25 protein-coding genes are annotated in these 26,144 nt (G+C 61.7%); 10 read left to right on the forward strand and 15 right to left on the reverse strand.

The window, feature by feature from the left end:
• The first annotated feature begins 19 nt into the window (after positions 1 to 19).
• Positions 20 to 3,115 carry an efflux RND transporter permease subunit gene (locus J2W49_RS07095; RefSeq protein WP_310313487.1) on the forward strand — a complete coding sequence of 1,032 codons (3,096 nt, stop codon included), beginning with the start codon at positions 20 to 22 and terminating at the stop codon, positions 3,113 to 3,115.
• Positions 3,116 to 3,279: 164 nt separating this feature from the next.
• Positions 3,280 to 4,356, forward strand: a complete 1,077-nt coding sequence (locus J2W49_RS07100; RefSeq protein WP_310313490.1) for an ABC transporter substrate-binding protein — start codon at positions 3,280 to 3,282, stop codon at positions 4,354 to 4,356.
• A 48-nt stretch (positions 4,357 to 4,404) separates the two neighbouring features.
• On the opposite strand, the gene J2W49_RS07105 is transcribed toward J2W49_RS07100, so the two are convergent.
• The 4 genes from J2W49_RS07105 to J2W49_RS07120 all read right to left on the reverse strand — a co-directional run bounded on the left by J2W49_RS07105 (position 4,405) and on the right by J2W49_RS07120 (position 8,699).
• The gene (locus J2W49_RS07105) at positions 4,405 to 5,850 is read right to left on the reverse strand and encodes a molybdopterin molybdotransferase MoeA (RefSeq protein ID WP_310313492.1); all 1,446 of its coding nucleotides are present in this window, start codon (positions 5,848 to 5,850) and stop codon (positions 4,405 to 4,407) included.
• A 49-nt stretch (positions 5,851 to 5,899) separates the two neighbouring features.
• Positions 5,900 to 6,523, reverse strand: coding sequence for a molybdenum cofactor guanylyltransferase MobA (mobA, locus tag J2W49_RS07110; protein WP_310313494.1), 624 nt, complete (start codon positions 6,521 to 6,523; stop codon positions 5,900 to 5,902).
• A 99-nt stretch (positions 6,524 to 6,622) separates the two neighbouring features.
• On the reverse strand, positions 6,623 to 7,762 hold the full coding sequence (gene moaA / locus J2W49_RS07115; RefSeq protein WP_310313496.1) for a GTP 3',8-cyclase MoaA: 1,140 nt from the start codon (positions 7,760 to 7,762) through the stop codon (positions 6,623 to 6,625).
• Positions 7,763 to 7,877: 115 nt separating this feature from the next.
• Positions 7,878 to 8,699, reverse strand: coding sequence for a metal-dependent hydrolase (locus tag J2W49_RS07120; protein WP_310313499.1), 822 nt, complete (start codon positions 8,697 to 8,699; stop codon positions 7,878 to 7,880).
• 177 nt (positions 8,700 to 8,876) lie between these two features.
• On the opposite strand from J2W49_RS07120, the gene J2W49_RS07125 reads away from it, so the two are divergent.
• On the forward strand, positions 8,877 to 9,527 hold the full coding sequence (locus tag J2W49_RS07125) for a TetR/AcrR family transcriptional regulator (RefSeq protein ID WP_310313503.1): 651 nt from the start codon (positions 8,877 to 8,879) through the stop codon (positions 9,525 to 9,527).
• Positions 9,528 to 9,596: 69 nt separating this feature from the next.
• On the opposite strand, the gene J2W49_RS07130 is transcribed toward J2W49_RS07125, so the two are convergent.
• Positions 9,597 to 11,657 carry a sodium-translocating pyrophosphatase gene (locus J2W49_RS07130; RefSeq protein WP_310313505.1) on the reverse strand — a complete coding sequence of 687 codons (2,061 nt, stop codon included), beginning with the start codon at positions 11,655 to 11,657 and terminating at the stop codon, positions 9,597 to 9,599.
• Positions 11,658 to 11,963: 306 nt separating this feature from the next.
• Between J2W49_RS07130 and ppa the strand changes: the two genes are divergently transcribed.
• Complete coding sequence (gene ppa, locus J2W49_RS07135) at positions 11,964 to 12,500, forward strand: inorganic diphosphatase (RefSeq protein ID WP_310313508.1); 537 nt, start codon at positions 11,964 to 11,966, stop codon at positions 12,498 to 12,500.
• Between the two features lie 79 nt (positions 12,501 to 12,579).
• Here the strand turns inward: ppa and J2W49_RS07140 are convergent, their stop codons facing one another.
• From J2W49_RS07140 to J2W49_RS07165, 6 genes are all read right to left on the reverse strand, one after another.
• Entirely contained in the window at positions 12,580 to 12,984 is a 405-nt protein-coding gene (locus J2W49_RS07140) for a bactofilin family protein (RefSeq protein WP_310313511.1), read from the reverse strand.
• A 3-nt stretch (positions 12,985 to 12,987) separates the two neighbouring features.
• On the reverse strand, positions 12,988 to 13,197 hold the full coding sequence (locus J2W49_RS07145) for a hypothetical protein (protein WP_310313514.1): 210 nt from the start codon (positions 13,195 to 13,197) through the stop codon (positions 12,988 to 12,990).
• A 374-nt stretch (positions 13,198 to 13,571) separates the two neighbouring features.
• Entirely contained in the window at positions 13,572 to 14,189 is a 618-nt protein-coding gene (locus tag J2W49_RS07150; protein WP_310313516.1) for a bactofilin family protein, read from the reverse strand.
• Positions 14,186 to 14,629, reverse strand: coding sequence for a bactofilin family protein (locus tag J2W49_RS07155; protein ID WP_310313519.1), 444 nt, complete (start codon positions 14,627 to 14,629; stop codon positions 14,186 to 14,188). The genes J2W49_RS07150 and J2W49_RS07155 overlap by 4 nt, the downstream gene beginning before the upstream one ends.
• A complete protein-coding gene (locus tag J2W49_RS07160) occupies positions 14,620 to 14,937 on the reverse strand; it encodes a hypothetical protein (RefSeq protein WP_310313522.1) in 318 nt (105 codons plus the stop codon). The genes J2W49_RS07155 and J2W49_RS07160 overlap by 10 nt, the downstream gene beginning before the upstream one ends.
• Positions 14,938 to 14,985: 48 nt before the next feature.
• The gene (locus J2W49_RS07165) at positions 14,986 to 16,155 is read right to left on the reverse strand and encodes a GNAT family N-acetyltransferase (protein WP_310313823.1); all 1,170 of its coding nucleotides are present in this window, start codon (positions 16,153 to 16,155) and stop codon (positions 14,986 to 14,988) included.
• Positions 16,156 to 16,302: 147 nt separating this feature from the next.
• Here J2W49_RS07165 and J2W49_RS07170 point away from each other — a divergent pair, with 147 nt between their 5' ends.
• On the forward strand, positions 16,303 to 18,000 hold the full coding sequence (locus J2W49_RS07170; protein WP_310313525.1) for an NAD+ synthase: 1,698 nt from the start codon (positions 16,303 to 16,305) through the stop codon (positions 17,998 to 18,000).
• Positions 18,001 to 18,061: 61 nt separating this feature from the next.
• On the opposite strand, the gene J2W49_RS07175 is transcribed toward J2W49_RS07170, so the two are convergent.
• A complete protein-coding gene (locus tag J2W49_RS07175) occupies positions 18,062 to 19,135 on the reverse strand; it encodes an asparaginase (protein WP_310313528.1) in 1,074 nt (357 codons plus the stop codon).
• 113 nt (positions 19,136 to 19,248) lie between these two features.
• On the opposite strand from J2W49_RS07175, the gene J2W49_RS07180 reads away from it, so the two are divergent.
• Positions 19,249 to 19,587 (forward strand): P-II family nitrogen regulator, encoded by a 339-nt coding sequence (locus tag J2W49_RS07180; RefSeq protein ID WP_310313532.1) that lies wholly within the window; start codon positions 19,249 to 19,251, stop codon positions 19,585 to 19,587.
• 42 nt (positions 19,588 to 19,629) lie between these two features.
• Here the strand turns inward: J2W49_RS07180 and J2W49_RS07185 are convergent, their stop codons facing one another.
• The 3 genes from J2W49_RS07185 to J2W49_RS07195 are packed head-to-tail and all read right to left on the reverse strand — an operon-like array spanning position 19,630 to position 21,208.
• The gene (locus J2W49_RS07185; protein WP_310313534.1) at positions 19,630 to 20,214 is read right to left on the reverse strand and encodes an LOG family protein; all 585 of its coding nucleotides are present in this window, start codon (positions 20,212 to 20,214) and stop codon (positions 19,630 to 19,632) included.
• Positions 20,215 to 20,230: 16 nt separating this feature from the next.
• Positions 20,231 to 20,617: a diacylglycerol kinase gene (locus tag J2W49_RS07190; protein ID WP_310313536.1), complete on the reverse strand. Its 387-nt coding sequence runs from the start codon at positions 20,615 to 20,617 to the stop codon at positions 20,231 to 20,233.
• 24 nt (positions 20,618 to 20,641) lie between these two features.
• On the reverse strand, positions 20,642 to 21,208 hold the full coding sequence (locus tag J2W49_RS07195; protein ID WP_310313539.1) for an RDD family protein: 567 nt from the start codon (positions 21,206 to 21,208) through the stop codon (positions 20,642 to 20,644).
• Between the two features lie 336 nt (positions 21,209 to 21,544).
• Here J2W49_RS07195 and J2W49_RS07200 point away from each other — a divergent pair, with 336 nt between their 5' ends.
• The 4 genes from J2W49_RS07200 to pssA all read left to right on the forward strand — a co-directional run bounded on the left by J2W49_RS07200 (position 21,545) and on the right by pssA (position 26,100).
• On the forward strand, positions 21,545 to 23,320 hold the full coding sequence (locus J2W49_RS07200) for an acetolactate synthase 3 catalytic subunit (protein ID WP_310313542.1): 1,776 nt from the start codon (positions 21,545 to 21,547) through the stop codon (positions 23,318 to 23,320).
• A 148-nt stretch (positions 23,321 to 23,468) separates the two neighbouring features.
• Positions 23,469 to 23,960: an acetolactate synthase small subunit gene (gene ilvN / locus J2W49_RS07205; protein ID WP_310313545.1), complete on the forward strand. Its 492-nt coding sequence runs from the start codon at positions 23,469 to 23,471 to the stop codon at positions 23,958 to 23,960.
• Positions 23,961 to 24,111: 151 nt separating this feature from the next.
• Positions 24,112 to 25,128 carry a ketol-acid reductoisomerase gene (ilvC, locus tag J2W49_RS07210; RefSeq protein WP_310313547.1) on the forward strand — a complete coding sequence of 339 codons (1,017 nt, stop codon included), beginning with the start codon at positions 24,112 to 24,114 and terminating at the stop codon, positions 25,126 to 25,128.
• Positions 25,129 to 25,290: 162 nt separating this feature from the next.
• Positions 25,291 to 26,100 (forward strand): CDP-diacylglycerol--serine O-phosphatidyltransferase, encoded by an 810-nt coding sequence (gene pssA / locus J2W49_RS07215; protein WP_310313551.1) that lies wholly within the window; start codon positions 25,291 to 25,293, stop codon positions 26,098 to 26,100.
• Positions 26,101 to 26,144 lie beyond the last annotated feature (44 nt).

Below are 26,144 nucleotides of genomic sequence, written 5' to 3' on the forward strand. Positions count from 1 at the left end.
CCGCAACGGAGCAGCGCGCATGCAATTGCCTGAAATATCGATCCGCCGCCCTGTGTTTTCCACCGTGCTCTCGCTGATGGTGGTGCTGGTCGGCATGGTGTCTTTTGACCGGCTCACGGTGCGGGAGTACCCGCAGATTGACGAGCCGACCGTGACGGTGAGCACCCGACTGGGCGGCGCCTCCAGCGAGGTGATCGAATCCCAGGTGACCAAGGTGCTGGAGGATTCCCTGGCAGGCATTGAGGGCGTGGACATCATCACCTCCATCAGTCGCCAGGAGCAGAGCCAGATCACGGTGCGCTTCAAGCTGGAGCGCGACCCCGATTCGGCCGCCGCAGATGTGCGCGACAAGGTCAGCCGGGTGCGACAGCGCTTGCCCCAGGACGCGGACGAGCCCGTGATCGCCAAGGTGGAGGCCGATGCCCAGCCGGTGGTCTGGCTCGCGCTGAACTCCGACGTGCTCACCTCATTGGAACTCAGCGATCTGGCCAATCGCTATGTCAAGCCGAGGCTGCAGACCGCGCCGGGCGCAGCCGATGTGCGCATCTTCGGCGAGCGTCGGTACTCGATGCGCATCTGGCTCGACCCCGATCGCATGGCAGCCTACAAGCTGACCGTGCAGGATGTGGAGGATGCCCTGCGGCGCTCGAATCTGGAGGTGCCCGCCGGTCGCATCGAAAGTGCGCTGCGCGAATTCAACGTCACCGCTGCCACAGATCTGCACACGCCGCAGCAGTTCAACGAGGTCATGATTCGCAATGTGAACGGACAGGCGATCCGGATCGGTGACGTGGCGCGCGTGCTGCAGGCGCCGCAGGACGAACGAACCTCGGTTCGCTACAACGGTCGCGATGCGATTTCGCTGGGCGTCATCCGGCAGGCCACCGCCAACCCACTGGAACTCTCCGCCGGTGTGCGGAACATGCTGCCACGCATTGAGGCGGACCTGCCTGACGGCGTGCGTGTGGAGATCGCCAACGACAACTCCATCTTCATCGACCGATCCATCAAGGCCGTCTACACCACGATTGCCGAGGCGGTGGTGCTGGTGGCCCTGGTGATCTTCGTTTTCCTGCGTACGCTTCGCGCCTCCATCATTCCGCTGGTCACCATCCCTGTCAGCCTGATCGGCTCATTTGCGCTGATGGCATTGTTCGGCTTCTCGATCAACACACTCACGCTGCTGGCGCTGGTGCTGGCCATCGGTCTGGTGGTGGACGATTCGATCGTGGTGCTGGAGAACATCTACCGGCACATTGAAGAAGGCATGAAACCCTTCGAGGCAGCCATCAAGGGCGCGCGCGAAATCGGTTTCGCCGTGGTGGCCATGACGCTCACGCTGGCGGCGGTGTACGCACCATTGGCCTTCACACCGGGGCGCACCGGACGCCTGTTTGCCGAATTTGCACTGGCCTTGGCGGGCGCAGTCGTCGTGTCCGGGTTCGTGGCGCTCACGCTCTCGCCCATGCTGTGTTCCAAGCTGCTGCGGCACAACCCCCAGCCTGGCCGATTCGATGCGTTCATGGAGCGCCAACTCACCCGGGTCACGAAAGGCTACGCCCGTGTTCTGGGCGCTTCACTGCGGGTGCGCTGGATCGTGGTGGGCGTGATGTTGACCAGTGCGGTGGGCAGTTGGTGGCTGCTGGGGTCCATACGCCAGGAACTGGCGCCCATGGAAGACCGGGGCGTGGTGCTGGCCACCATCAACGGGCCGGACGGCGCCACGCTGGCCTACACCCGAAAATACGCCGAGGCCATTGAAGGCATTGCTGGCCAATACCCCGAGTTCGAGCGCGTCTTTACGATCGTGGGAAATCCGTCGGTGGCGCAGGGCAGCGTGATTCTGCGTGGCAAGGATTGGGAAGACCGCGACCGGACCACCATGGAAATTGCCCGCGATCTTGCACCAAAGATTGCCGCGCTTCCGGGTGTCAGCTCGTTCCCGATCACGCCGCCGTCGCTGGGCCAGGGCTTTCGCGAGCGGCCCATCAACTACGTGATCGTGACCAGCGACACCTACGAAAACCTCTCCAAGACGGTGAGGCAGTTTCAGGACAGGCTGGCGCAGAACCCCGGGTTCGTTCAAGTGGACACCGATCTTCGACTGAACAAGCCTGAGATCCGGATGGATGTGGACCGGGAGCGGGCAGCCGACATGGGCGTGGGGGTGGACGTGATTGCCCGCACGGTGGAAACCATGCTCGGGGGACGCACGGTGACACGCTTCAAGCGCGAGGGAGAACAGTACGACGTGGTGGTGCAGACCGTGTCTGCCAACCGAAGCACACCTGAAGACATCGATCGACTGTTCGTGCGGGGCCGGGGCGACGCGATGATCCCGCTGGCAGCCCTGGTGACCACACGGGAGGTGGTGGTGCCACGGGAGCTCAACCACTTTGGCCAGCGCCGCAGCGCCTCCATTACGGCGAACATTTCACCCGACTATTCGCTGGGTGAGGCGCTTCAATTCATGGACCAGGTTGCAGACGAGATCCTGCCCGCAGGGTACACGACCGATCTCAATGGCCAGAGTCGGGAGTTCCGGAAGTCATCGGGCTCGCTGGCCATCGTTTTTGCACTGTCGCTGCTGTTCATCTACTTGGTGTTGGCGGCCCAGTTCGAGAGCTTCGTGGATCCGCTGATCATCATGCTGAGTGTGCCGCTCTCGATGCTGGGCGCCCTGCTGGCCCTCAAGTTCACGGGAGGTACGCTCAATGTGTTCAGTCAGATCGGACTGATCACCCTGGTCGGACTGATCACCAAGCACGGCATTCTGATCGTGGAGTTCGCCAACCAGATGCAGGAACAGGGCATGGACAAGCTGCAGGCCGTGAAGCAGTCGGCTGCGCTGCGCTTGCGCCCCATTCTCATGACGACAGGCGCCATGGTGCTGGGCGCCATCCCCCTGGCATTGGCCAGCGGTGCAGGTGCAGAGAGCCGCCAGCAGATTGGCTGGGTCATTGTGGGCGGCATGAGTCTGGGAACCCTGCTGACCATCTTTGTGGTGCCGACCATGTACACCTTGTTGGCACGCACCAAAAAACACATTGGTGGGCGCCCGGTGGAAGGCATGGCGCCCGATGGTGGTGCCTGGCCAGCGCCTGCCGCCAAGTAGCACAAAAAAACTGTTGTCTCTCAACCGCAAAGCACGGCGCTTTACCGCGCCAGGACACGAAGCTCTGCTATCGTTCGCGATTTTTTGAGAGATATCAAATGATGGCTTTCGCCTTTTTGCGTGTTTGGGTTCGGTTGGTGGCGGCTGCAGGCGCAGTGCTCGCGATGTCCACAGTTCAAGCACAGGACATCGTTGTCGGCCAGATTGGTCCCTTCACGGTGTTGCCAGCGCCCGATGCGCATCAGATCAACCTGGGCGCCAAGGCTTACTTTGCCCAGATCAACGCGCGGGGTGGCGTGAATGGTCGGCGCATTGCCTTCTTTGAAGTGGACGACAAATACAGTCCCGATGAATTTGCCAGGCAGCTCGAACTGGCCATGCAGCGCAAACCCGTGGCACTGTTGTCCCCGGTGGGTTCTGCCACGATGCAGAAAGTCCTGCAGGACAAGCTGCTCGACAAGCACGATGTGCTGATACTGAATGCCGTGCCAGGTGCGGAGGTGTTGCGGGAGCCGGGACATGCCCGCCTGTTCCACGTGCGCGCAGGTGATCGCCAGCAGCTTGAAAAAATTGTTCAGCATGCACGGACGCTGGGCGTTTCGCGTCTGCATGTGCTGCACCAGAACATCCCGATCGGCACTTCGGGGCTTGAAATGGTCCAGGCGGCGGCGCAGGGCACGCCGGCAATGGAAGTGGCGGCCACCGAGTCCGGGCCGGAAGAGACCGCCATTGCGGCCGCTGCCAAAGCGGTTGCAGCGGGCAATTCGCAGAGCGTGGTCACCATTGGCTCCCCCAAGTTCATGGCAGACGCGATTACCCAATTACGCCGTGTCAACGTCACGCAGCAGATATTTGCCTTGTCGTATGTGCCTCCGGGCCTGATTGCGCGCCTGGCCGGCGAAGAGGCCGCCCGGGGTGTGGGCATTGCCCAGACCTATCCCAACCCCATGGGTGGCACGCTGCCGTTGCAGCGCGAGTTTGCTGCGGCCATGAAGGCACTGGACCCCGCGCTCACCCAATTCAGCAGCTTCCATCTGGAGGGTTACATCGTGGCGCGGGTGCTTGTGGAGGGTCTGCGTCGAAGTGGCGCCGACATACGGCCCGAAACCCTGGCGCGCGGGCTTCGCGCTGCTGGCGAGATGGATTTTGGTGGCTACCGTGTGAACTTCTCGAAGGAAAACACCGGCAGCGGTTTCGTTGATATCGGGGTGGTCACCAGCGGTGGGCGACTGCGCTATTGAAGGGCGTTCACGCGGCGGTCCGGTACGCTGTGACTCCGAGCGGTTGGCCTACACGACCCCCTCGAACATCATCACATCCACAGGATCACCCGCGGCCACATTGCCCTGATCGTGGTGCAACACGATCAGGCCATTGGCCTGAACCATCGAACTCAAAACGCCAGAGCCCTGATTGCCAGTCGTGCGGACCTGCAGGGCACCATCCGCAGTGCGAAACACGACACCACGCTGATACTCGGTGCGACCGGGCTTCTTGCGCAATGACTCTATGGAGTGGGCCTTCAGCAGGACCGGCTCACTGGCGGTGCAACCCATGAGGCGATGCAACGCCGGTCGAACGAATGCCAGAAAGGTGACCATGACCGCGACTGGATTGCCTGGCAGGCCGAACAGCAACGCGGACTTTTCACTTTCAGCGAGACTGCCGCCGGGCCGCCCCAAGGCAGGTTCAGCCCCCTCGGGGGGCAGCGACCCGCGCAGCGGTGGAGTGTGGGGGACATCCGACCGCAGCGCAGGGCCGCCCCCAGCAAGGTCAGCCCCCTCGGGGGGCAGCGACCCGCGCAGCGGTGGAGCGTGGGGGCCAACAATCCGGCCCACCGCCATCGGTCTGCCTGGGCGCATGGCGATGCGCCAGAAAGCCACATCACCCACTTTTTTCATCATGGCCTTGGTGTGATCGGCTTCGCCCATGCTCACCCCACCACTGGTGATGATGGCGTCGGCTCTGGCCGCGGCGTCACGGAAAGCGGCCTCCAGCAGCACGGGGTCATCGCCGATCACACCCATGTCGATCACCTCTGCACCCATGCGGGTGAGCAGGCCGAACACGGTGTAGCGGTTGCTGTCGAAAACAGCCCCCTCGCGGGGCTCATCGCCCAGGCTCAGGATCTCATCCCCGGTGGAGAAATAGGCCACACGGATGCGTCGGTAGACGTTCACCGAAGGCAAGCCCAGACTGGCGACCAGGCCGAGGGCGGCAGGCCCCAGCCGTTGCCCCTGGCTCAGTGCGGGTTGCCCCGCCATGAGGTCTTCTCCCAGCAGGCGCCGGTTGTCGCCAGGCTGCACTGCGTTGGCGGGCAGGGTGATGGCATCGCCCTGCATTTGAACAAATTCCAGAGGGACCACTGTGTCCAGCGCGGGCGGCATGATCGCGCCGGTCATGATCTTCAGGCACTCGCCCGTGCCCACCGTGCCTTGCCAGGCCTTGCCTGCGAAGGCGGTGCCCACGACGCGGAGGGTCAGGTCCTTGCCTGGCGCAAGTTGGCGGCTGTCGAATGCGAAGCCGTCCATGGCCGAGTTGTCATGGGGTGGCACGCTGATGGGAGAGATGACGTCTTCTGCCAGCACCCGGTCAAGCGCATCGAGGACGTTGACCGACTCACGCTCCGACACCGGTTCCACCAGTCTGGCGAGAAAGTCGTTGACGCGGTCGGCGCTGAGTGACTGGGGATCGTATCCCTGAAGTTCAGCTGCGATTTGATCGATCGTTTTCATGGGGTGCGAAGCGGGTGGCAGTGAAAGGCGCTCAGACGCACTCTGCCTCTCAGGGGTTTTCAAGCGCGTGCAGCTCGGCCAGCGTATTGGCGTTGAAGAATGCCCTTGGATCGTCAGCAGGCAGATCAAACGGGACGATCACGGTGTGGTGCTCTGCTGTCCACCGATCGATCTTTCGACCTCCGCCCTGGGTGAACGCCGTGAGGCTCTCCAGCAATTCGAGCTTCAGCAAACAGAACACCGGTTGGGCGCGCAGTTGTCCGTCTTCCTCCCGCGCGGCGGCCATGGCGATTTCGGTGTCTTCCTTTTCGAAGGCCTGCGCCAGCCGCACAGCCAGGTCCAGCGGGTACAGCGGGGTATCGCAGGGCACCGTCAGCAAGTAGGGCGTCTCGCAGCGCTCCAGGCCGGTCATGAATCCGGCCAACGGTCCGGCGAAGTCGTCCAGGGTGTCTGGCCACACCGGCACCCCGAACGCCTCGTAAGCCGCCAGATTGCGGTTGGCATTGATCATTTGTTCTGCCAGCAGATCGCCTTCCTGCATTTGCAGCCGCAGCAAGGTGTGCATGGCCAAGGGTGTACCGTTGAAGTTTTGCAGCCCCTTGTCGGCGCCACCCATGCGGGAGCCGCGACCGCCAGCAAGCACGAGACCGGTGATTTGGTGGGAATGGATCATTTCAGGGAAGACAAGTGGGAGGAAGGACCACGATCAAAACGTGGGAGCACCCAAGGTGGGACTCACGGCGATTCAAGTGAGCAGCGCAATGCGGTCCGCTCATCCGCCGATGTAGCTCATTTCGATCCGCCGGCTGGTGCCCGCCGTCACGTCCGGTGGAAGGCTTGCCCTCAGCTCCGAATACCGGTCGCGCCTCGGACGCCAGATCGCTGCGATGGCGGCGGCCAATTGTTCGTCCGTGGCGGTGCCTCGAACAAGAGGCTTGAGATCGTGGCCCTGCGTGCCGAACAGACACAGGTAGAGCTTGCCCTCGGTCGACAGGCGTGCGCGGTTGCAGTCGCTGCAAAAGGCTTGCGTCACGCTGCTGATGACGCCGATTTCACCGGCTTGGGTGTCATGTTTGCCGTGCGCGTCGGCATAGCCCCAGCGCTCGGCGGTTTCGCCCGGCGCTGCCGGGTCGAGCTGGACAAGGGGGAGCTCCGAGCGGATGCGGGCAATGACTTCGGCGCTGGGCATGACTTCGTCCATGCGCCAGCCATTGGTGGCACCTACATCCATGTATTCGATGAAGCGCAGCACCACGCCGGAGTTCATGAAGTGGCGTGCCATGGGCAGTATTTCGTGATCGTTGGTCCCGCGCTTGACCACCATGTTGACCTTGATGGGCCCCAGGCCGGCTTGGCGTGCCGCCTCGATGCCACGAAGCACATCTTCCACCGGGAAGTCCACGTCGTTCATGGCGCGGAAGATGGTGTCGTCCAGGCCGTCAAGGCTCACGGTCACGCGCTGCAGACCCGCCGCCTTGAGCGATGCGGCTTTGCGCTCCAGCAGCGAGCCGTTGGTGGTCAGGGTGATGTCCAGCGGATGCCCATCGACCGTGCGCAACTCGGCCAGTTGCGCAATCAGGATCTCGATGTTCTTGCGCAGCAAGGGTTCCCCGCCGGTGAGCCGGATTTTCTGCACGCCGTGTGCCACGAACTGCCGGGCCACCCGGGTGATTTCTTCAAAGCTCAGCAGTGCGTTGTGGGGCAGGTAGGGATAGTCCTTGTCAAAGACTTCCTTGGGCATGCAGTAGCTGCAGCGGAAATTGCACCGGTCGGTGACGCTGATGCGCAGGTCCCGCAGAGGGCGCCCCAGTGCATCAATGAGCAGGCCTGTCGCGGGTTCAGATGCCGCAGGAAGTGGCACGGGAATCGCCGCCAGGCGCTGATCAACAAGAGGAATGACTCGTTCCGACATGTCACGATTATGGTGGACCTGAGACCGCAGGGTGGGAGCGAGCCCAGGCGGCATGGGGTCTATCCGTCGCGGTTGCTCATGCAAAAGGCAGAGCCACGCCGTTTCATATGGCCCTTCAGGCTGTTTCGACCTTGGTGTAGAGCTGGGCGTTTTGTTTCAGCCAGTGGCTCGACAAGTCGCTGTTTTGCTGGTTGGGGTGGAAGTCCGGCTTGAAATACGCGAGCCAGGGTCTGAAGGTGCAGCGCAGCAGCCCTTGCTTGCCAAGAAGGTGCCGCCCTGCGCTGCGCCAGGTGCGCCACTGCCAAAGGGTGCCATCCCGCTTCAGGTTGTCTGCCGTTTGGCGCAGGGTGTCGGTCAGGAAAATGAGTGTGACCCTGCGCATCCAGCGGGTTCGCCAGGCTTGGCTTCCGCCCAGCTGCTGGTAGAGGGCAAACGCGGTGCATTTGTGCTCGGCTTCCTCGGCGCTGTGCCATTGCCAGAGGGCCTTGAGTCGCGGTTCGCAGCCGTCAAGCAGGGTGGGGTGGGACAGCAGCCACTCAGCAAACAGTGCGGTGAAATGCTCGTTTGCCGCCGTGATGGCCAGGCCATGCCTGGGATCGGTTCCCTCCAGCAGACGAAGTCGCTTGCGGGCCCGGGGCTCCCATTCATTGACGAGGCCGTGTTTTTCGATTTGGGCGTTGAACAAGGCATGAATGCGCCGGTGCGTGGCTTCCTGGCCTATGAAGCCTTTGATTTCGGTGTTGAAAGCAACTTGTTCTGGCTCGGGCAGTTGCTTGAACCCATTGCGCACGGCATCGATGAAGAACTGTTCGCCGACGGGAAAGCTCATGGACAAGGCGTTGAACCAGGCGGTCAGGAAGGGGTCGCCATTGCACCAATGGCGGTCGACCGGCTGTGTGAGGTCGATCAGGAGGCGGCGGACGACGAGTGCGGTCATGAATGTTCAGGAGGACGTTAAAAAACCAGCGCTGGTACCGATTGGTACCATGGGCGGTTCCACTCTGACGGATGTGGCCACGCCTGTCAACCGAAAACCCGCCGGGCGGCGCATGATTGCGCAAATGTCGGTAACGGCGCTTCGCGACACATGCGTGCACCTCTACCATTTGCACGGATGAACCAGCCCGAACTCCGCGAGCCACTCAGAACACCCACCGAACACCGCTTCAGGCTATTGAAGGCCATGGCCGATGTGGCTGCCCGCAAGGGTTATGCGGAAGCAACCATTGCAGACATCGTGCGGGAAGCTGGCGTCTCCAAGCGAACCTTCTACGAAAACTTCGAAAGCAAGGACGCCTGCTTTCTTGCGTTGTACCGGTCGGCCAGCCATGCAGCATTGCAAGCCCTGCGCTCGTCTCTGGCGCCCGACAAGCCATGGCAGGCGCAGGTTGAGCATGCCTTGAGCACCTATTTCGCCCATCTGGCGGCTGGGCCTGCATTGGTGCGCACGCTGTTCGTTGAAATCCATCAGTTGGGTCCGGCCGGCATGCAGGTCCGACGGGAAGTCATGCAGCACCTGGCGGACTTCATGCTGGAGACGGTCAACGCGCCTCTGGCAGAGCCGTCTGGCGGCAGCGTCATCGACGGGTCGGCGTCGCTGCCGCCGGCGCTGAGCCGAACCATGGCGCTGGCCGCCGTTGGCGGCATCAATGAGTTGGTGCTGGAGGCCATCGAAAAGGGGGAGGCCGAGCAACTCCAGGTCCTTTCGTCGGCAGCCGGCGAGGTGGTCCGCGCGTTGACACACGCACACTTGAAGGATCGGTAGTGCGCCTGGCGGCTGCCAGAAAAAGATCGGCCCGCTGAAGCGGGCCGATCGGTGGGCGGATGTGCCGCCTCAGGCCAGTGGCAACAGAGGCACGATCAGCAAGGCCACGATGTTGATGATCTTGATCAAGGGGTTCACGGCCGGTCCGGCGGTGTCCTTGTAGGGATCTCCCACCGTGTCGCCCGTGACAGCGGCCTTGTGGGCCTCGCTGCCCTTGCCACCATGGTGGCCGTCTTCAATGTACTTCTTGGCGTTGTCCCATGCGCCGCCACCGGTGCACATGGAAATGGCCACAAAGAGGCCGGTGACGATCGTGCCCATGAGCAGGCCGCCCAGGGCCTTGGGGCCAAGGAACACGCCCACCAGAATCGGCACCACCACCGGCAGCAGGCTGGGTATCACCATTTCCTTGATGGCTGCCGTGGTCAGCATGTCCACCGCGCGGCCGTACTCGGGCTTGGCTGTGCCCTCCATGATCCCGGGAATGTCCCTGAACTGTCGCCGAACTTCCACCACCACGGCACCCGCTGCCCGGCCCACCGCTTCCATTGCCATGGCGCCAAAGAGGTAGGGGATCATGCCGCCGATGAACAGGCCCACGATCACCATCGGGTCGCTCAGATCGAAAGTGATCTGATGGCCGTAGGTTTCAAGCTTGTGGGTGTAGTCGGCAAACAGCACCAGGGCGGCCAGACCGGCCGAGCCGATGGCATAGCCCTTGGTCACGGCCTTGGTCGTGTTGCCCACGGCGTCCAGCGGGTCGGTCACATCGCGCACGCTGCTGGGCAATTCGGCCATTTCGGCAATGCCGCCGGCGTTGTCGGTGATGGGGCCGTAGGCGTCGAGGGCCACCACGATGCCCGCCATGCTCAACATGGCGGTGGCGGCCACGGCAATGCCGTAAAGGCCAGCCAGCTGGTAGGAGGCCAGGATGCCGCCGCAGACGAACAGCACGGGCCATGCGGTGGAACGCATGGACACGCCCAGGCCAGCGATGATATTGGTGCCGTGACCGGTGGTGGACGCTTGGGCAATGTGTTTGACAGGGGAGTACTGCGTACCGGTGTAGAACTCGGTGATCCAGACCAGCACCGCCGTGAGCAGCAGACCCACCGCACAGGAGCCCCACAGGCGCAGCTGGCTGCCGGTGGCGGTGATGGCGTTGTCCGGCATGATCCAGCCGGTCACGAACCAGAAGGCAATCAGCGAAAGCACGCCGGCGATGGCCAGGCCCTTGTACAGCGCGGGCATCACATTCTTCATGCCCGGGCTGGCCTTCACGAAGAAGCACCCAACGATGGACGCCAGAATGGACACGCCGCCCAGCACCATCGGGTACAGCACCGCCTGCATGGGGGCGGCCGCCACCATGAGTGCGCCCAGCACCATGGTGGCGATCAACGTGACCGCATAGGTTTCAAACAGGTCGGCGGCCATACCGGCACAGTCGCCCACGTTGTCGCCCACGTTGTCGGCAATCACGGCGGGGTTGCGCGGGTCGTCCTCAGGAATACCGGCCTCCACCTTGCCCACCAGGTCCGCGCCCACGTCGGCGCCCTTGGTGAAGATGCCACCGCCCAGTCGGGCAAAGATGGAAATCAGCGAAGAGCCGAAAGCAAAGCCGATCAGTGGATTGAGCAGCTTGGCAAGATCCTGGACCGGCGTGAGGTTGCCGTTGCCCACAAGGAACCAGAAGAAGCCCGCCACACCCAGCAGCCCCAGGCCCACCACCAGCATGCCGGTGATGGCGCCACCGCGAAATGCCACGTCCAGCGCAGGCCCAATACCCTTGGTCGCCGCCTGGGCCGTGCGCACGTTGGCCCGCACGGAGATGTTCATGCCGATGAAGCCACAGGCTCCCGAGAGTACCGCACCCAGCACGAAACCGACTGCGCTCAGGCCATCCAGAAACACGCCGATCAATACCGTCAGCACCACGCCGACCATGGCAATGGTCTTGTATTGGCGGGCCAGATAGGCAGCTGCTCCAGTCTGGATCGCTCCAGCGATCTCTTGCATTCGGGCGTTGCCCGCGTCCTGGGAAAGAATCCAGCTTCTGGACCAGAAGCCGTAGATCACGGCCACCAGCCCACACACCAACGCAAATATCAGCGCACTTTGACCAACCATTAGTTTCTCCTGCTGTTTCGACTTGGAGGGGGCAACGCCTCCGGGGATGCCCCCGCTGCGTTGCTTCCTCGTTGCCGTCTCGGTGCGCAGCAAAGCGGTGAGAAGGACGATTGGCCAACGCCAGCAATTTAGCTGGAATTGCGCTTCGTGGGAAGGCCATGGCGTCAGGTGAGAATCGATCCGTAGCTGGGAGTAAGGCTGGAATCAGTAAAATCAGGGTAAATCCTAGGGCTTACTTCCGGTGCACCCCGACCCGTACCCCGCTCTCAGCCTGTTCCCATTTTTTATCAACCTTCGGCAATCAACATGTCCCTTGACAACGTCACCCCTGGCAACAATGTCCCCGAGTCGTTCAACGTGATCATCGAAATTCCGATGAACGCCGACCCGATCAAATACGAAGTGGACAAGGAAACCGGGGCCATCTTCGTGGACCGCTTTATGAGCACGGCCATGCACTACCCCACCAACTATGGGTATGTGCCCAAAACCCTTTCCGGTGACGGCGACCCGGTCGACGTGCTGGTGATCACGCCGGTGCCGCTGATTCCTGGTGTGGTGGTGCCTTGCCGCGCCATCGGCATCCTGAAAATGCAGGACGAAGCCGGCGAAGATGGCAAGGTGCTCGCGGTGCCGATCGACAAAATCCTGTCCATCTACACCCAATGGCAAAAGCCATCAGATCTCAACCCGATGCGCCTGAACACCATCCAGCATTTCTTTGAGCACTACAAGGACCTGGAGCCAGGCAAGTGGGTCAAGATCCTGGGCTGGGAAGGCCCGGAAGCCGCACACAAGGAAATTCTGGACGGCGTGGCCAACTACAACAAACTGCCAGGCTGATTTTTCAATCACTTGCTCAAGAACAAGGGCCTGCCGGATGTACTCCTGGCAGGCCCTTTTCCTTTTCAGCCGGCAGGTTTCAGCGTTGCTCTGCGTCGATGTCGCCGCGGTATTCGATCTTGCCGCGCACCCGTGCTCGCGGGTGCATGTCGATCAGGTCGTCGTAGCTTGCGTCACCGATCAGCGTGGCCGAGCCCGTGATCTCCAGCGCCTTTCGTGCGATCACCGTGCCGACCACCTTGCCCTCGATGAACACGTAGTCGGCTTCGAGCCGGGTGTTTTCGATCACACCGGTGGCGCCGACATGCAGGGTGCCTCCGGATTCAAAGGTGATGTTGCCCAGCAGCCGGCCATCGACCTTGATGCCTTGATCGCTGGAGGTGTGGAAGTTGCCTTCGAACACGGCACCTTCCGCAATCAGGCTGGTGATGGCCGTGAGGCGGTCGACAGGAACCAGCCGGGTGGGGGTGGGGTTCTCATTCATGGATCAAGGCTCCTTGCTGTGCAGCCCGATGTCGGGCTTGAGTTCTGGGATGGGGGTATTCGTGGTGTCGGTGTCTTCGAGGCTGGCGTTGTCTTCTTCCAGTTTGTTCGAAGAAGGGATGTCGCCTTCACGGCGCAGCTTGATGGGATCATCCGAACCATCACCATATCCAGGGGGTACCGGCGGCGCCTCGCCTTGCGAGGTACCACCCACGGGAGCTTGCGTGGCAGGAAGAGGGTCTGGTACCAGAGGTATTGCGGGGCTGGTGGCGGCTGGGCCCGGGATCACACGCGTTGAGCCAACATGTCCAGTCATTGCCGCGAGGGTCGCACTCAAGTGTGGCAATCCCCAGATCCAAACCGCCATGGCCGTTGCCAGGACCAGGAGCACCGGCAAACCGTACCGGCAAAGCGCCCAGACAGTCCATCGCATCCGCAACCTTCGGCGGCTCACCTCCTTGTCGCGCTGCCAGCTTCTTTGCAAGGCTTCGCGACGGAGTCGCTCTGAATCCGGCAGGGGTGCATTTCCCGTCGTCGCATCGACGGTCTGGACGGTGCTTGTCCACGGCATGGAGTCTGACAGACCTGTCAGTTCTGTGGGGAAGAGGGCGTGGCTCGTTCCAGCGTGGCGTTGAGATCCGCGCCATTGACCTGAATGCGGCCGTAGCGCACAAGACCATGCACGCTGGCGGTGTCGTGCAACGACACTTCGCCCTGGCCCGAGTCGAGGATGCCGTCCGTGTGCCCCATTACCGAGATCTTGTGCGCCGTGATGTCGCCCTTGACACGTCCGGACTCGGTCACCACCACGGCCACCTGCACATTCGGCGCCTGTTTGATATTGCCTTCGATGTGTCCGCCAATGCTGCAGGGGCCTCGAAGCTCCGCATTGCCGACAAACCGCATGCCTTCTGCGACCATGCTGCGCGCCGCTCCGGCTTCTTGTGCATCCAGCAAGGGCAATGCCTGGGTTTCTGGCTTTAGCAGAGGCAGGTGTGCAGGTTGCGAAGGCGGCATGGCATTGCCTACGTCCACTTCCATCTGGGTTACCGGCTGGTCCTGTGTGTCCTGCTGGTATTCCCCATCCGCAGCGTACTGCTCGTTATGGTCGGACGGACTGTTTGGCGCAAATTGGTCGTTCATGTCGAGATATTCCTGGTCCTGTTCAAGGTGGCGGTCGGGGTGCAGGTAGCGCTGGGATTTCATCGGTGCTTGCCTGTGTGAACGTCGTGCAGCACCGGCAGTTTGTCGCCCAGTTTGAGCGTCTTGAACGGTCCTTGCAAGTCGGCACCCTCGTACAGCTGCAGCCGCCGGGCCATCAGCGTGCCCGTGGAGATGCCCGTGTTGGCGACATACGCCATGCCCTGGCATTCCAGCGTGGTGGCGTTCGGGCCTGCGTCCGGCGAACCCAAGCGCCCGAACAGATACAGATCGCCAGTGACACGGATGCGGCCCCTGACAACGCCTCCCGTCCAGACGATGAGGTTGCCGTTGACGTGAAGGAGTCCGGACAAGTCGCCTTGCACCAGCAGGCCACCCTCGAAGCGAAGTTCTCCGCCGAGCTGGCTGCCCGCTGCCACGCGGTTGACCACATTCATGGCCACCGGATCGAGCGTGAGTGTGTCCTGGGGAGTCTTCAGAGCCATGACTTCAATGTCCAGAAGCCACCGGAAACAAGCAGCGACAACAAGCCGATCCCAGCCAGCCACAGCGCATGCCGTTCCATCCACAAACGGCCTTTGCCGGGAAGACGGCGAGACCGTCCAGGTTTATCGGTGGTGTGGTCGAGCACCAGCCAGTCCTGCCAGGTTTCGCTGAGCTGGTGGGTGCCCGTCTTCAGATTGACTTCGAGGCCGGCCGCGGCCAGCTCTTTCGGGCCGAGGCGCCGACCAAGCACCACAGAAAATGGTGCGCCCACGATGGTTTGAGTGAAGAAGGCGTCCGATTCGTTCATCTGGCGCTAGTGTAGCGAGCCATCAAGGCCCCAGTTGAAACGATACGCTCAGTCCTCCTTCGACTCTGCAATCTGGACTGCTTGCGGCAGCAAGGACACTCGCTTGACCGGGCTTCGCGCCTCCAGGTGGCGCACATATTGGTCGATACCTTGCCCCTCGCGCGCGAGAAATCGTTCCACCGCATCGGCGAAAGCAGGGTGCGTGAGCCAATGGGCGCTGGTGGTCTTGATCGGTAGCAGCGCCCTGGCCATCTTGTGCTCACCCTGGGCGCCACCTTCAAATCGGCTGTAGCCATGCTCGATGCACCAGGAAATCGGCTGGTAGTAACAAGCTTCAAAGTGCAGGCAATCCACCCGCTCCAGCGCGCCCCAGTAACGACCATAGGCCACGCCCCGGGCCGGATCGATGGCAATGAGGCTGCAGGCGATGGCTTGCCCTGCCTGTTCGGCCACAAACAGCAGCCAGTTTTCCGGCATGGTCTGCGCCATGCGAAGAAAAAAATCGCGATTCAGGTAGGGGGCGTTGCCATGCTCCAGGTAGGTACGTTCATAGCAGCTGTAAAAGAAACCCCAATCTGCGGGGCCAATGTCGCGACCCCGGCTCCAGCGAAACGTCACACCCGCTTCAGCGACCTTCTTGCGTTCCTGGCGGATTTTCTTGCGCTTTTCCTGCTGCAGGCTGGCGAGGAAATGTTCGAAGGTGGTGTACTGGCCAGCACCCGATCCACCGTTCTGCCAGTGAAACTGCACCGTGTGGCGAAGCATCAGGCCGTGGGCCTCGCAAGCCTCCACGTCCTCTGCATTCACGAAGAGCAGGTGCAGCGAAGAGAGATCTTCCTGGCCCGCGTGCTCGAGCAGGGCTTGCACCAGGGCTGACCGGGCGTGGGCATTCACCGCCAGCAGCCGTGCACCTTGCACCGGCGTGAACGGCACGGCCACCAGCGCCTTGGGATAGTAGTCCAGGCCGTGCTGGCTGTATGCGTTGGCCCAGGCCCAGTCGAAAACGTACTCGCCATAAGAGTGATTCTTCAAATACATGGGGCAGGCGGCGCAGAGGCGATCGCCCTCCCAGAGCGTCACGAACTGGGCTTGCCATCCGGCCCGCGGTCCTGCGCAACCGCTCAGATGCAGGGCAGCCAGGTACTCATGCCGCATGAAAGGGCTGGGGTCGGCCTCGTGCTTCAGCAGGGCATTCCAGCTCTCTGCCGGCACCTCCATCGGCGAGGAACAAACCCGGGTGACATAATTCGATCGCGTCAATTGCAGGCTCCCGGAAACGCCAGGAAGCCATGCATTGGCGCCAGCTGAAATCGCTCCGCCAATCTTCCTGTTTCAGCGGCCGATGCTGTTTCAATTCTTGACTGCATGACACTCTCAATTTGTGTGGCCCAGCTCAACTTCGTGGTGGGCGACATGGTGGGCAATGCCCAGAAAATCATCGAGGCGGCGCATCAGGCCCACGCCAAGGGTGTGCGTTTGTTGCTGACCCCTGAACTGGCCACCTGCGGTTACGCCGCAGAAGACCTGTTTTTGCGACCCGCGTTCATTGACGCCTGTGATGATGCCTTGAAAGCCATTGCCAGCGCGACCGCAGGTCTTCAGGGGCTGCATCTGGTGGTGGGACACCCGGCCCGCATCGCTGAGCCGATCAATGAGGCGGTGCGGGACCGCAGCAGCTCGGTGGCCCAGCTTCACAACGCGGCCAGCGTGCTGCTCGAGGGGCAGGTGAAAGCCACGTATGCGAAGCGCAGGCTGCCCAACTACCAGGTGTTCGACGAGCGCCGGTACTTCGTGCCTGGTGATGAAACCTGTGTGTTCGACGTGCCGACCGCTGAGGGGGAGACCGTGCGGGTCGGCCTGCTCATCTGTGAAGACGCCTGGTTTGAAGAGCCCGCCGCCGACGCCAGACGTGCCGGCGCCGAGATCCTGGCTGTCATCAATGCATCGCCGTTTCACACTGGCAAAGGAGGCGAGCGGGAGGCCACCATGCGCCAGCGTGTGTTGGCCACGGGCTTGCCGCTGGTTTATGCGCATCTGGTGGGCGGGCAGGACGAAATCGTGTTCGAAGGGCGAAGCTTTGTGCTGTCGGCAGACGGCGCCCTGGCAGGGCGTGCCGTGAGCTTTGAAGAGGCCCTTTTTGACTGCAGTTTCACCCGGCAGTCCCATGGCTGGGACATCGCTTCATCGACCGACCGGGACCACAGCCAAGAGGCCGATCTGTGGCATGCGCTGGTGCTGGGCGTCCGGGATTACCTGGGAAAGAACGGCTTTCCCGGCGCCTTGCTGGGTTTGTCGGGTGGAATCGACTCGGCCCTGGTGCTCGCGATCGCGGTGGATGCGCTGGGCAAAGACCGGGTGCGCACGGTGATGATGCCGTCCCCCTACACGGCCGACATCTCCTGGTTGGATGCGCGTGAGATGGCGTCGAGGCTGGGGGTGCGCTACGACGAAATCTCGATCGCGCCCCAGTTCGAGGCCTTCAAGGCTAGCCTCGCCGACGAATTTGCAGGCTTGCCCGAAGACACCACCGAAGAAAACCTGCAGGCACGCATCCGGGGCACGTTGCTCATGGCGTTGTCCAACAAGTTTGGCAGCATCGTGCTCACCACAGGCAACAAGAGCGAGATGGCCACCGGTTACTGCACCCTGTATGGCGACATGGCGGGCGGCTTTGCGGTCATCAAGGATGTGGCCAAGACCATGGTGTTCAAGCTCGCCCGGTGGCGAAACGCCCACGATCCCTATGGCACCGGCGCCAACCCGATCCCGGAACGGATCATCACGCGTCCGCCCAGCGCTGAATTGCGGCCTGACCAGAAGGACCAGGACAGCCTGCCGGACTATGCCGTGCTCGACGCCATCATCGAGCTCTACATGGAGAACGACCGCAGTCCCGCCGAGATCGTGGCCAAGGGGTTCCATGCGGCCGATGTGGACAAGGTGGTGCGGCTGATCCGCATCAATGAATACAAGCGTCGGCAGGCACCGGTAGGTATCCGGGTCACGCACCGGAGCTTTGGCAAAGACTGGCGCTACCCGATCACGAGCAAGTACCGGGCATGACGTCAATCTGAATTGAGGTGGGGGCTTTTGTGGTGCGCAAGAGCGGCCTGCCTGCTTTACCTCAGCTGCCGAAACGCAGTGTCACCACCGGGCGCATGTCGCCCACCTCGATGCCTGCCGAGTTCTTCAGTGGTGGCGGCGTCAGCGAAGACAGTGCCGCGCGACGCCCTTCATCCAGCCAGCCCAGCTGCTCGAGTACCGAGACAAAGGCAACCATCAACGGCGTGAGCATGCCGTCGCTGCACTTTGCGGCGATCGCCACGCCGCGGCTGAAGCTGGCAAGAACCTGCACCCCATCGGCGCCAACCTTGCTCACCCAGTCGCCGCCGCCCGCATTCATCAGGGTCAGATCGTTGCGCCCCTGACCACTGACCCATTCTGGGTGCTTGCTCATGGCCTTGGCGATGCGATGTGGCGTGTCGCCATAAATGGGGTCGGGTTCGGTCAAAGTCAGCTTGGCAAATGCACGCGCCAGCGCTTCGAGCGGCATGGCGTAGTTCGGCGCGCTGCAGCCGTCCGTGCCCCTGATCAGCTTGTCTGCGGGCAAGCCTGAAAAGTGGCTCACGCTTTGCACGATCTGTTGCTGAACCGGGTGGTCCACGTCCAGATAGCCTGCCAGCGGCGCACCCAGCGCATGGGCCAACATCAACATGCCGCCGTGTTTGCCTGAGCAGTTGTGGTGCAGCGATGTGTAGCGGGCTCCTGGCGCAGGGGTCTGGCCGGTTGCACCAAAAAAGTACGGGGCGTGGGTACCGCAGGCGAGATCGCTTTCACCGGCGCCAAATCGGGACAGAAGTGCCGCGACGCGATCCGCATGCATCGGCTCGCCGTTGTGGCTCGCGCAAAGCAGCGCCAGATCCGGTTCCTCCAGTCCGTACCGGTTCGACCACTGCGCAATCAGCGGCAAGGCCTGAAAAGGCTTGAGGCATGAGCGCGTGAACATGGGCGATATCACGTCTCCGGCGCTGGCGATCAAGCGCCCCTGAGCGTCGACAACGGCAACCGACCCATGATGAATGTTTTCTGGGTGGCCTCCTCGGTAGGTCACTGCAATCGGAACGTGGTGGGGAAGCAGGCTGGGATGCATGGCGCCGAAGAAGAGTTTGGGGGGTGATTTCAGCACAATTGGGCGCATGCTGGTCTGGGGCAGTCCGGATCCCGAACACGTCCCGGTGCGGCGTGAGGATGAGGGATGCGTGTTAAAGTTTTCGTCACCTTTTTTTCTTTTTCGCACCCGGAGAGCGTCTCATGAAGCAGATCACCGCCGTCATCAAACCCTTCAAACTCGAAGAGGTGCGCGAAGCTTTGGCTGAGCAAGGTGTCACTGGACTGACAGTGACCGAAGTCAAGGGCTTTGGCCGTCAGAAAGGACATACGGAACTCTACCGTGGCGCGGAGTACGTGGTGGATTTTCTGCCCAAGGTCAAGGTGGAAGTCGTCGTGAAGACCGACGATGTGGATCGCTGTGTCGACGCCATCGTTCGTGCCGCGCGCACCGGCAAGATCGGTGACGGAAAGATCTTCGTGACGTCCGTGGAGCGTGTGGTCCGCATTCGCACGGGCGAGGAAGACGAAACGGCTGTGTGAGTTCGGCGCGGGGACGCGCCTCTCGCGCTGGCCGGTCCCTGTCTAGATCTCGTCAAGTCGCGACTCAGGCGAAAACCCTGCCGCCTGTATCAGTTCCGGTATCAGGCGGTGCACGTCGGAATCCACCTGAATCAGGTCCATCTGCCACCCACCCATGAATTCTTGCTCCACGGTGCTGCGCAGGAAGCTCATCAACCCGTCGTAGTAGCCGCCGGTGTTGAGCAAGCCAACCGGTTTGTCGTGGTACCCCAGCTGCCGCCAGGTCCAGGCCTCAAAAAACTCCTCAAACGTCCCAATGCCACCGGGCAGGGCCAGAAACGCATCACAACGTTCGGCCATCTGGCGCTTGCGTTCGTGCATGGTTTCAACCACATGCAGCTCGGTGCAAGCGTGATTGGCCCACTCTTTCTCCACCAGTGCCTTGGGAATCACGCCGACCACGCGACCACCCGCATCGAGTGTGGCCTGGGCAATGGTGCCCATGAGTCCGTTGCGACCGCCACCGTACACCAGCTGGCCGCCATGCGCACCAATCCAGTGGCCCGTGGCTCGAGCCACTTCGGTGAATTCAGGACGGGCACCAGGGCGCGACCCGCAATAGACGCAGAGGGGGAAGGATGCTTGCACGGAGTGGCCCACTCTATCAGCTCAGGCGATGCCAAATGGCAGCAGCCCAGACACCCGCACACAGCAGGAGGCTCAACAAGACAGCAGCGCTGCCCATGTCCTTGGCGCGCTTGGACAGGTCATGCCATTCCGGGCCGATGCGATCGATGGCGGTTTCGATGCCCGTGTTGAGCAGCTCCACCACCATGACCCAGATGACCACCGCACAGAGGACGGCCACTTCCAGCCAGTTGGTTCCCACAAAGAACGCCAGCGGTACCAGGCACACCGCCAGCATGGCTTCCTGACGGAACGCGGTCTCTGACCATCCCGCACGCAGACCTGCCACCGAATACCCCAAGGCATGCACGATCCGGTTCAGCCCCGTTCGTTGCTTTTGTGCGCCCACAGCTTCCTTGTGCATGGTTCAAACTGCAAATGGGTTGATTCAGGCGCGGGCAGGGCGCTTGGGTGGGGGTGGTGGCTGGAAGTGCACCAGGCGTGTCCCGGCCAGAGCGTCGTGCAAGAACTGCTTCTGGGTGTGAAAGCGGGAAAGAATGGCCCAGATGGCAATCCATCCCAGCGTCAACACCGACACTTCCGCACCGGACAGGGAAAACATGTCGCCCGCAGCAAGCGGCGGCAGGAACCACAACCACGACAGCACATAACGCCAAAGGGCGCGTGCCTGCGTCAGCGGCCGACCTGCCCGGTCGACCACCCGGATATGCCATGTCTTCATGGCCAGGGTCTGCCCCCTGGCCCAGAACCAAGTGAAATAGATCCCAAACACCACAAACAGGAACGCCTGTTGCATGTGCCGGTTGTCAAGCGCGTGGCGGGTCTGGGTGAGGGTGGAAAACAGGTACCCCGCAATGAACACCACCCCGAACATCAACATGCCTTCGTACAGCCAGCAGGCCATGCGGCGCTTCAGGGAAGGGGCGGTGAGGGCGTCGCCCGCTCCTTGGGCGGAAGTTTGATCAGGAGTGTCTTGGGCGAGTGAGGAGGTCATGGGTGCTGACGCCGTCATGTGGACAGCGCATCTGGGAGGCTTCAGGCGCTGAATCGAGTGCCGGTTCGGGTTCGGACGGGCTGTATGGCAGGATGGGATTGTCGCATTGCGGCAAAAAGCAGTGAATTTCCGTCTGGGAAGGCGTTGGGTGAAACAGCCCGGCGCAATGCAGTGCGATAATCGGTGGCTGCAATTCAAAACAAGGCAAACGGGTCAAGGCCCGGCAGGGTATGTCTCTGCCCATGGTCATTGGCCTCAAGTCTCGACACCGCTTCACAAGAGTTGGTCGAGAGGCACCCAAGGTTTTTCGTTAGAGAAATTCTCGAAAGGTTCATCATGGAAATCAACAAGGCCGAACTGGCCTCCGCTGCCGCTGTGTCCGGCACCTCTCCCCAAGACCTCCGCGGCGCCGAGATACTCGTCAAGGCCCTTCAGGCCGAAGGTGTGAATTACGTCTGGGGCTACCCCGGCGGCGCAGTTCTCCACATATACGACGCGTTCTACAAGCAGGACACCATTCAGCACGTTCTGGTGCGTCACGAGCAGGCAGCCGTGCATGCGGCGGACGGCTTTGCACGTGCCACCGGCGAGGTGGGCGTGGCGCTGGTCACGTCAGGCCCAGGTCTGACCAACGCGGTCACCGGCATTGCCACCGCCTACATGGACAGCATTCCCATGGTGATCATCAGCGGGCAGGTCCCCACTGCCGCCATCGGCCTGGATGCCTTCCAGGAATGTGACACCGTCGGTATCACGCGACCGATCGTCAAACACAACTTCCTGGTGAAGGACGTGCGCGACATGGCCGTCATCATGAAGAAGGCCTTCCACATCGCGCGCAGTGGGCGTCCCGGCCCCGTGGTGGTGGATGTGCCCAAGGATGTGTCTTTCAACAAGACCGCCTACACCGGCTACCCCGAATCGGTGGAAATGCGTTCGTACAACCCGGTGCGCAAGGGGCACGGCGGTCAGATCCGCAAAGCCCTGCAGCTTTTGCTGTCGGCCAAACGCCCCTACATCTATACCGGTGGCGGTGTGCTGCTGGGCAATGCGGTCCAGGAGTTGCGCACGCTGGTGGACCTCCTTGGATACCCGGTCACCAACACCCTGATGGGGCTGGGCGCCTACCCGGCGTCTGATCGCAAGTTCCTGGGCATGCTGGGCATGCACGGCACCATCGAGGCCAACAACGCCATGCAGAATTGTGACGTTCTGCTGGCGGTGGGTGCCCGTTTTGACGACCGCGTCATTGGCAACCCCAAGCATTTTGCTCAGAACGAACGCAAGATCATCCACATCGACATCGACCCGTCGAGCATTTCCAAGCGCGTCAAAGTCGATGTGCCCATCGTCGGCGATGTGAAGGATGTGCTGGTCGAGCTGATCAACATGGTTCGTGAAAGCGCTCAGAGAGCCGACGAAAAGGCGCTGGCATTGTGGTGGGAGACCATCGAGGCCTGGCGTTCGCGCGACTGCCTGAAATACGATCGCGGCAACACGGACGTGATCAAGCCGCAGTACGTGGTTGAAACGCTCTGGGACATGACCAAGGATGTTGATGCCTACATCACGTCCGACGTGGGTCAGCATCAGATGTGGGCTGCCCAGTACTACCGGTTTGACAAGCCCAGGCGGTGGATCAACTCGGGTGGCCTGGGCACCATGGGTGTCGGGATTCCTTATGCCATGGGCATCAAGATGGCCAAGCCCGAGAGCGAGGTCTTCTGTGTCACCGGTGAAGGTTCGGTGCAGATGTGCATCCAGGAACTCTCCACCTGCCTCCAGTACAACACCCCGATCAAGATCGTCTCGCTCAACAACCGCTACCTTGGCATGGTGCGTCAATGGCAGGAAATCGACTATGAAGGTCGCTACAGCCACAGCTACATGGATGCGTTGCCGAATTTTGTGAAGCTTGCTGAAGCCTACGGCCACGTCGGCATGCTGATCGAGCGTCCACAAGACGTCGAGCCGGCATTGCGGGAGGCCCGCAAGCTCAAGGACCGCACGGTATTCATGGACTTCCGTACCGATCCAACCGAAAACGTGTTCCCCATGGTGAAAGCCGGCAAGGGCATCACGGAAATGCTGCTGGGGTCTGAAGATCTCTGAGGCCGCCGTGCCTGGGGTGGTCAGCGCCTTGCGCGCACCACACCCACACCACAAAGCTTCGCTCCCATCCATCACTGAAGAATCTATTTGCAGCCAAGCCTGCGCATTACCGTGCGCAGGGGAGGGCTCAGAAAAGAGGAATCCATTCATGAAACACATCATTGCCGTGCTGCTCGAAAACGAGCCAGGTGCGCTCTCTCGCGTGGTGGGGTTGTTCTCCGCCCGCGGATACAACATCGAATCACTGACGGTGGCGCCTACCGAGGACGCTTCGCTATCGCGCATGACCATCCAGACCACCGGGTCTGATGACGTGATCGAGCAGATCACCAAACATCTCAACCGACTGATCGAGGTGGTCAAGGTCGTGGATCTGACCGAAGGTGCCTACACCGAGCGCGAACTCATGCTCGTCAAGGTGCGTGCCGTGGGCAAGGAGCGCGAAGAAATGAAGCGCATGGCCGACATTTTTCGCGGTCGCATCATCGACGTCACCGAAAAAAGTTACACCATTGAACTCACGGGTGATCAGGGCAAGAACGACGCGTTCCTGGAGGCGATCGACCGGGGTTCGATTCTTGAAACTGTGCGATCGGGTGCCAGCGGCATTGGTCGTGGCGAGCGGATCTTGCGCGTTTGATTTTTTCAGGGCTCGGCCATTTGTCCGTTCTGGCCGTGCCTGTCGAAGCCTTGTTCCGTTTCCCGACGGAACAAGACCCCCGAGAGCCCTTCGACAGGCTCGCGAAGAACGGCACCACACCTATTTCAACTGAATTTCACTGGAGAAAAACATGAAGGTTTTCTACGACAAAGACTGTGACCTGAGCCTGATCAAAGGCAAGACGGTGGCCATCATCGGTTACGGCAGCCAGGGACACGCTCACGCACAGAACCTCAACGACAGCGGTGTCAAGGTCGTCGTTGGCCTGCGCAAGGGCGGCGCCTCCTGGGACAAGGTCGGCAAGGCCGGTCTGACCGTGATGGAAGTCGATGAGGCCGTCAAGGCCGCAGACGTCGTCATGATCCTGTTGCCCGACGAGATGATCGCCGAGGTGTACAACAACAACGTGGCCCCCAACATCAAGCAAGGCGCCTCACTGGCCTTTGCCCATGGCTTCAACGTGCATTACAACCAGGTCGTGCCCCGTGCCGATCTGGACGTGTGGATGGTCGCACCCAAGGCGCCGGGTCACACCGTGCGCAACACCTACACCCAGGGTGGCGGAGTGCCCCACTTGGTGGCGGTGCACCAGGACAAGAGCGGCAAGGCCCGCGACCTGGCGCTGTCGTACGCCATGGCCAATGGCGGCGGCAAGGCCGGCATCATCGAGACCAACTTCAAGGAAGAGACCGAGACCGATCTGTTCGGCGAGCAGGCCGTGCTGTGCGGTGGTGCGGTTGAGTTGATCAAGATGGGCTATGAAACGCTGGTGGAAGCAGGCTATGCGCCAGAGATGGCGTACTTCGAGTGCCTGCACGAGCTCAAGCTGATCGTCGACCTGATCTACGAAGGCGGCATCGCCAACATGAATTACTCGATCTCCAACAACGCGGAATACGGCGAGTACGTGACCGGACCGGAAGTGATCAACGAAGAATCCCGCAAAGCCATGCGCAATGCGCTCAAGCGCATCCAGAACGGTGATTACGCCAAGATGTTCATTCAGGAAGGCCGCCTGAACTACCCGAGCATGACGGCGCGCCGCCGCAACACCGCCGATCACCAGATCGAGGTGGTCGGTGCTCAGTTGCGCGCCATGATGCCCTGGATTGCCAAGAACAAGCTGGTGGATCAGACTCGCAACTGATGCCTTGGTGACCCGAATGGGTCTTTCGCTGAGCCAGATTGCCCAGGGCCACTTCGGTGGCCCTGGGTATTTCCGGACGGCCACTGGCTTACACTGACCCTTTGGCGATCCGCTGCCAACTGACGACACCTTGCGGTCACCTGCACCGCCACCGAGACTTTCATGCACGACGGAACCGACCCCATGATCCCGCCCAACTCGGATGTCCCGAGGAGGCGCAAGGGAATCTACATGTTGCCCAACATGATCACGTTGGCCGCGCTTTTTGGCGGCTTCTACGCGGTGGTAATGGCCATGAACGGTCGTTTCGACCTGGCCACTGTCGGCATCTTTGCCGCCATGTTTCTGGATAGCATGGATGGACGGGTTGCGCGCATGACCAATACCCAGAGCGCCTTCGGCGAGCAAATGGACTCGTTGTCCGACATGGTGTCTTTTGGCGCGGCCCCGGCCCTGATCGCCTACGAGTGGACCCTGCGCGACCTGGGCCGCTGGGGCTGGATTGCCGCGTTCGTGTATTGCGCCTGTGCCGCTCTCCGACTGGCACGGTTCAACGTGAATACCGGCGTAGTGGACAAGCGGTACTTCCAGGGCCTTCCGTCGCCTGCCGCTGCAGCGCTGGTCGCAGGCTTCATCTGGTTGATGACCGAACACGAGGTGCCCCCTGCCGATCTCACCTGGGCCATGTTCGCACTGACGCTCTATTCCGGGCTGACCATGGTGACCAACGTGCCGTTTTACAGCTTCAAGGACCTGAGCCTGAAACGCAGCGTGCCCTTTGCTGCCATTGTGCTGGTGGCACTCGGTATCGCCGTGATCAACATTCATCCGCCAACCGTGTTGTTTGGCCTTTTCGTCTTGTATGGCTTTTCGGGCTATGCCGTGTATGTCTGGCGCAAGGCCAAGGGCCGGCCGACCAGCGTCATCAGCACCTCGACCGATGAGCCGGACGAGCGTGGACTGCATGATTGATGCACGCGGTCGATATCTGTGCTACATTCGCCCCATGTCTTTGC

Origin of the sequence: Hydrogenophaga palleronii (genome assembly GCF_031457455.1) — a bacterium.
Lineage (GTDB): Bacteria > Pseudomonadota > Gammaproteobacteria > Burkholderiales > Burkholderiaceae_C > Hydrogenophaga > Hydrogenophaga palleronii_A.

What these genes read in the sequence shown, in the direction of transcription:
- ilvC (WP_310313547.1), top strand. Translation starts at nt 24,112, where the DNA reads ATGAAGGTTTTCTACGACAAAGACTGTGACCTGAGCCTGATCAAAGGC.
- J2W49_RS07105 (WP_310313492.1), bottom strand. Translation starts at nt 5,850, where the DNA reads ATGAAAACGATCGATCAAATCGCAGCTGAACTTCAGGGATACGATCCC.
- moaA (WP_310313496.1), bottom strand. Translation starts at nt 7,762, where the DNA reads ATGTCGGAACGAGTCATTCCTCTTGTTGATCAGCGCCTGGCGGCGATT.
- J2W49_RS07140 (WP_310313511.1), bottom strand. Translation starts at nt 12,984, where the DNA reads ATGAATGAGAACCCCACCCCCACCCGGCTGGTTCCTGTCGACCGCCTC.
- mobA (WP_310313494.1), bottom strand. Translation starts at nt 6,523, where the DNA reads ATGATCCATTCCCACCAAATCACCGGTCTCGTGCTTGCTGGCGGTCGC.
- J2W49_RS07175 (WP_310313528.1), bottom strand. Translation starts at nt 19,135, where the DNA reads ATGCGCCCAATTGTGCTGAAATCACCCCCCAAACTCTTCTTCGGCGCC.
- J2W49_RS07190 (WP_310313536.1), bottom strand. Translation starts at nt 20,617, where the DNA reads ATGCACAAGGAAGCTGTGGGCGCACAAAAGCAACGAACGGGGCTGAAC.
- J2W49_RS07165 (WP_310313823.1), bottom strand. Translation starts at nt 16,155, where the DNA reads ATGGAGGTGCCGGCAGAGAGCTGGAATGCCCTGCTGAAGCACGAGGCC.
- J2W49_RS07180 (WP_310313532.1), top strand. Translation starts at nt 19,249, where the DNA reads ATGAAGCAGATCACCGCCGTCATCAAACCCTTCAAACTCGAAGAGGTG.
- J2W49_RS07120 (WP_310313499.1), bottom strand. Translation starts at nt 8,699, where the DNA reads ATGACCGCACTCGTCGTCCGCCGCCTCCTGATCGACCTCACACAGCCG.
- J2W49_RS07170 (WP_310313525.1), top strand. Translation starts at nt 16,303, where the DNA reads ATGACACTCTCAATTTGTGTGGCCCAGCTCAACTTCGTGGTGGGCGAC.
- J2W49_RS07155 (WP_310313519.1), bottom strand. Translation starts at nt 14,629, where the DNA reads ATGGCTCTGAAGACTCCCCAGGACACACTCACGCTCGATCCGGTGGCC.
- J2W49_RS07095 (WP_310313487.1), top strand. Translation starts at nt 20, where the DNA reads ATGCAATTGCCTGAAATATCGATCCGCCGCCCTGTGTTTTCCACCGTG.
- J2W49_RS07125 (WP_310313503.1), top strand. Translation starts at nt 8,877, where the DNA reads ATGAACCAGCCCGAACTCCGCGAGCCACTCAGAACACCCACCGAACAC.
- J2W49_RS07195 (WP_310313539.1), bottom strand. Translation starts at nt 21,208, where the DNA reads ATGACCTCCTCACTCGCCCAAGACACTCCTGATCAAACTTCCGCCCAA.
- J2W49_RS07200 (WP_310313542.1), top strand. Translation starts at nt 21,545, where the DNA reads ATGGAAATCAACAAGGCCGAACTGGCCTCCGCTGCCGCTGTGTCCGGC.
- J2W49_RS07150 (WP_310313516.1), bottom strand. Translation starts at nt 14,189, where the DNA reads ATGAAATCCCAGCGCTACCTGCACCCCGACCGCCACCTTGAACAGGAC.
- ppa (WP_310313508.1), top strand. Translation starts at nt 11,964, where the DNA reads ATGTCCCTTGACAACGTCACCCCTGGCAACAATGTCCCCGAGTCGTTC.
- J2W49_RS07100 (WP_310313490.1), top strand. Translation starts at nt 3,280, where the DNA reads ATGTCCACAGTTCAAGCACAGGACATCGTTGTCGGCCAGATTGGTCCC.
- pssA (WP_310313551.1), top strand. Translation starts at nt 25,291, where the DNA reads ATGCACGACGGAACCGACCCCATGATCCCGCCCAACTCGGATGTCCCG.
- J2W49_RS07160 (WP_310313522.1), bottom strand. Translation starts at nt 14,937, where the DNA reads ATGAACGAATCGGACGCCTTCTTCACTCAAACCATCGTGGGCGCACCA.
- ilvN (WP_310313545.1), top strand. Translation starts at nt 23,469, where the DNA reads ATGAAACACATCATTGCCGTGCTGCTCGAAAACGAGCCAGGTGCGCTC.
- J2W49_RS07130 (WP_310313505.1), bottom strand. Translation starts at nt 11,657, where the DNA reads ATGGTTGGTCAAAGTGCGCTGATATTTGCGTTGGTGTGTGGGCTGGTG.